This window comes from Paenarthrobacter nitroguajacolicus (genome assembly GCF_029952445.1).
Taxonomy (GTDB): Bacteria; Actinomycetota; Actinomycetes; order Actinomycetales; family Micrococcaceae; genus Arthrobacter; species Arthrobacter nitroguajacolicus_B.
In genome coordinates, this window is the sequence record NZ_JAQPPK010000059.1 from 1 (window position 1) to 3,458 (window position 3,458).

Below are 3,458 nucleotides of genomic sequence, written 5' to 3' on the forward strand. Positions count from 1 at the left end.
TACGGCGGTCATAGCGTGGGGGAAACGCCCGGTCCCATTCCGAACCCGGAAGCTAAGACCCACAGCGCCGATGGTACTGCACCCGGGAGGGTGTGGGAGAGTAGGACACCGCCGGACAACCATTAAAAAGGTGAGAGCCCCGACCACAGGTCGGGGCTCTCCCACTTTAACCACCAAACAACCGAGAACCGTTCCCAGGGGACGGCCAACGGCTAGTCGATGCTTGTCACTGCCGCTTGGAGCATCTCCAGATAATGGTCAACGCTGCCCAGATCCATAACGGCGCTCCCGGCGGCCCGTTCTCCTCTGGCCGGTTCCAAGGCCGCCAGGGCTCGGCGGATGACCGTCGGCTCGCCCAGCTGGACAGCGGTCTGTGCCACGATGCACCACGTGGCCTCAAGCAAGAGATCGTTAGGCGGATCCGGCACCTGGCGTAGGGCTTCGACGGCTGCTTTCCCCTGTCCTTCCTGCGCCAACAAGAGTGGCCTCACCCAGGGCTCGTAGGGGCCGAAATCGCCGCCACTGAGCTCAGCCCCGTCGCGGAGCTGTCGGGCGAAGACCGCCAAAGCCGCGATTCCTTCACTGAATCCCGGCATGACTTTGGGCAGCGGAGGCGATACCTCGCCAGCCAGGAAAGTCCAGCGGAACCAGCTGGTAAAGACCAAGGCCAATGGTCGTTCATGCCGCGTTGCCAGGTTGTCCACAGCGTCTGCTTCGATACTGGCGGCGTCGACATCGGACAGTGCGCACAGTGCCTGCATGCGTATCAGGTGACCGTTGATCTCAAAGGTAGGCGAGTCGGCGTCGAGCGCTGTTGCTATCAGCTGCCGCCCGATGGCGTCCCGCTGCCCGGCAAGACCGGTCCTGCCGAATTCCTGCATGAATCGCGCGCTGAGCGCAAAACAATGCAGCTGGGCGTCGCCCACGCGTCGCGCAATGGCTTCAGCCTGCACGGCTTCCGCCTGTCGGTTTGCAGTCCCGCGGGACTCCATGGCGATCGTGGCCTGAAGCCGGGCGCGTGTTCGATCGCTGATGCGGGCGGTCGAGGCAAGCGCGTGCTCGGCTGCTGCGACGATGATGGCGGATTCCTCAGGATCGTCAGCGCGTGTCCATATGCCTGGAACGTCGTAACCTCCGACAATCCGGGCTGCCAGTTGGGGGTCGTCCAACGTGCGGGCCGCTTGGATGGCGGCGAGGCGTTGGGTCCGGGCTGTCTGCAGGTCGCCGGCCACGGCCAGGCTGCCCAGCACCGCATTCACCGCTTCCAGCTGAACCCTTGCGCCGCTCCGGGAGTAGGCTGTTGCAGTCAATGCCAAGTCGCTCGACTCCGGTGGATCCAAGAGCGGATCCCTGCGGAGAATCCCAGACTCCAGGTCCGCCAGCACTGGACCGACGTCCAAGCCGAGCTGGCCGACCTTCTGCTGACGGGCCCGCCGGAGAACGGCCAGCGCCTCCGCTTGCCGATGACTGCGGTAGAGGGCCAGTGCCAACAACCGCCAGCCTTCATCGCGCCACGGATTGGCGGAAACGTGCGCTTCCAGCAGAGCCACGGCGTCGGCGGGCCGGCCGCTCTCCACCCGCGCGGCGGCACAATGTTCGACGGCGGTCTGGCGCAGCTCGTGGAGTCTGGCCGCCTCGGCGCAGGCCCACGGTCGTTCGGTAAATTCTTCAAACGCATCGCCTTGCCACTCGGCCAGACCCGTCGATATCAGTGAATCCTTCTCTCCAGGAGAAGCACCAACTGCCTTGGCAAACGTCTCCTCGAAGCGCCAGGCATCCACAGATTCTGCAGACAACTTCAGGGCGTATCCGTCACCAACAGTTACGAGTACTGCCGACGGCGTCCGGGGTGGTCGGTGTGGTTCCAGGATGCGGCGAAGTTCGCCAACAAAGGTCTGGACGGCTCCCACACCCCCACCTGGTGCCGCGCCGTCCCAGAGCTCATCAATCAGCGATGCCGTAGTGATCGTCCGGCCCCGTTGTGCAACGAGTATCCCCAGGAGTTCCCTGTGCCGGCGCTTGGTGAGGTTGCGCATCACGCCGTCGACCGCAACCCGGATGGGACCGAGGACTTGAATCTGCGGAGTGCTCATTGGTCAATCGTAGACAGCGGGTGCGACATCCCTGCCTGATACCGGAACGGCCTTAGCCGCTGATTGAGCGCTGATTGCGTGGCTGGAAGGTGGAGTAACCACCAACGAATGGAGACTCCATGACTTTGACCTTGATGCCCGAAGCTACGTATCACCGCGTCCCGGTAGCACCCGACGTTGAACTGAACGTGGCGGTGGCTGGCAGTGGACCCGCCGTCGTACTTCTGCATGGGTTCCCACAGACGCATCTGATGTGGCGGCACGTCGCCGCCGACTTGGCGGCCGATCACACGGTCATATGCCCTGACCTGCGAGGTTATGGCGCGAGCAGCAAGCCTGCCGAGGAGGACGAAAGCACCTATTCGAAGCGGACGATGGCCGCTGACGTCGTCGCCGCGGCGCGGGCCCTTGGCCATGGCCGCTTCGCATTGTCGGGCCATGACCGAGGCGCGCTGGTTGCCGTGCGCGCGGGACTGGACCATCCCCAGGCCGTGACTCATCTGCTCTCCCTGGATGTTCTGCCCACGTTGGATATGTGGGACATCCTTCGGGGAGCGGAGGCAAAGGTGGCGTGGCACCTCTATCTCATGGCCCAGCCTGCAGGGATCCCGGAGCCCATGATCGAGGCGACCGCCGATTCCTTCTTCGCCTCGTTCCTGGACGGATGGACTGCCGATCCGGCAGCGATTCCGGCACAGTATCGGGAGGAGTACTTGCGGGCATCCCGCGAGGCAGTGGTGTCGATCGTGGCCGACTACCGCGCTTCCGCCGGGATTGATGTCACTCATGATCGCGCCGATAAGGACTCCGGCCGAACTTTGGCCATGCCCGTCACTGTGATGCAGCAGGATTGGGGCGCCGCATTGGGGTATGACGCCTCATCGCTGTGGAGTGCTTGGGCACCGGACCTGAAACATGTCACGACGAACGCCGGGCACTTCATGGCGGAGGAAGATCCTGGTGCGGTGGTTGCCGCCTTGCGTGAGTTGATGGCTCGCTAGAAAGCAGTGCCCGACGGCGGTTTGGTGGGGGTTTTGGGGGTTGGTGTGGGGGTGTTGGGTGGTGGATTTGCGTTGGGGTTGTGGGGCGTGTATTGTTTTCTGAGTCGCCGGGTGCGAAACGGAAAGCCGGAAGGTGTGTACGGTTCGGTAGGCGGCCAAAAATAACTCTTCTTTTCCAATGGCCCTGTTGTGGTGCGCTGCTTTGTGTGGTGTTCCGGTGGGGTGATGTTTTGGGGGGTCTGTTGTTTGAGAACTCAATAGTGTGCCAAGTTTGTTGATACCGATTGTTTTATTGATTGGTTGAATTATGCCGGATTGCCCGCACCCCCGTGTGTGGTGGTCTGGTTTTCAGCTGGTTTCGAAT

Annotated in this window: 2 protein-coding genes and 1 rRNA gene; 2 read left to right on the forward strand and 1 reads right to left on the reverse strand. The window is 62.8% G+C overall.

What is annotated here, in order from left to right:
* Window positions 1-117: ribosomal RNA gene (gene rrf, locus PJL15_RS22475) — 5S ribosomal RNA — on the forward strand.
* Between the two features lie 95 nt (window positions 118-212).
* Here the strand turns inward: rrf and PJL15_RS22480 are convergent.
* Window positions 213-2,093, reverse strand: a complete 1,881-nt coding sequence (locus PJL15_RS22480) for an AfsR/SARP family transcriptional regulator (RefSeq protein ID WP_281453345.1) — start codon at window positions 2,091-2,093, stop codon at window positions 213-215.
* A gap of 119 nt (window positions 2,094-2,212) precedes the next feature.
* On the opposite strand from PJL15_RS22480, the gene PJL15_RS22485 reads away from it, so the two are divergent.
* On the forward strand, window positions 2,213-3,094 hold the full coding sequence (locus tag PJL15_RS22485) for an alpha/beta fold hydrolase (RefSeq protein WP_281453346.1): 882 nt from the start codon (window positions 2,213-2,215) through the stop codon (window positions 3,092-3,094).
* Window positions 3,095-3,458: the final 364 nt, after the last annotated feature.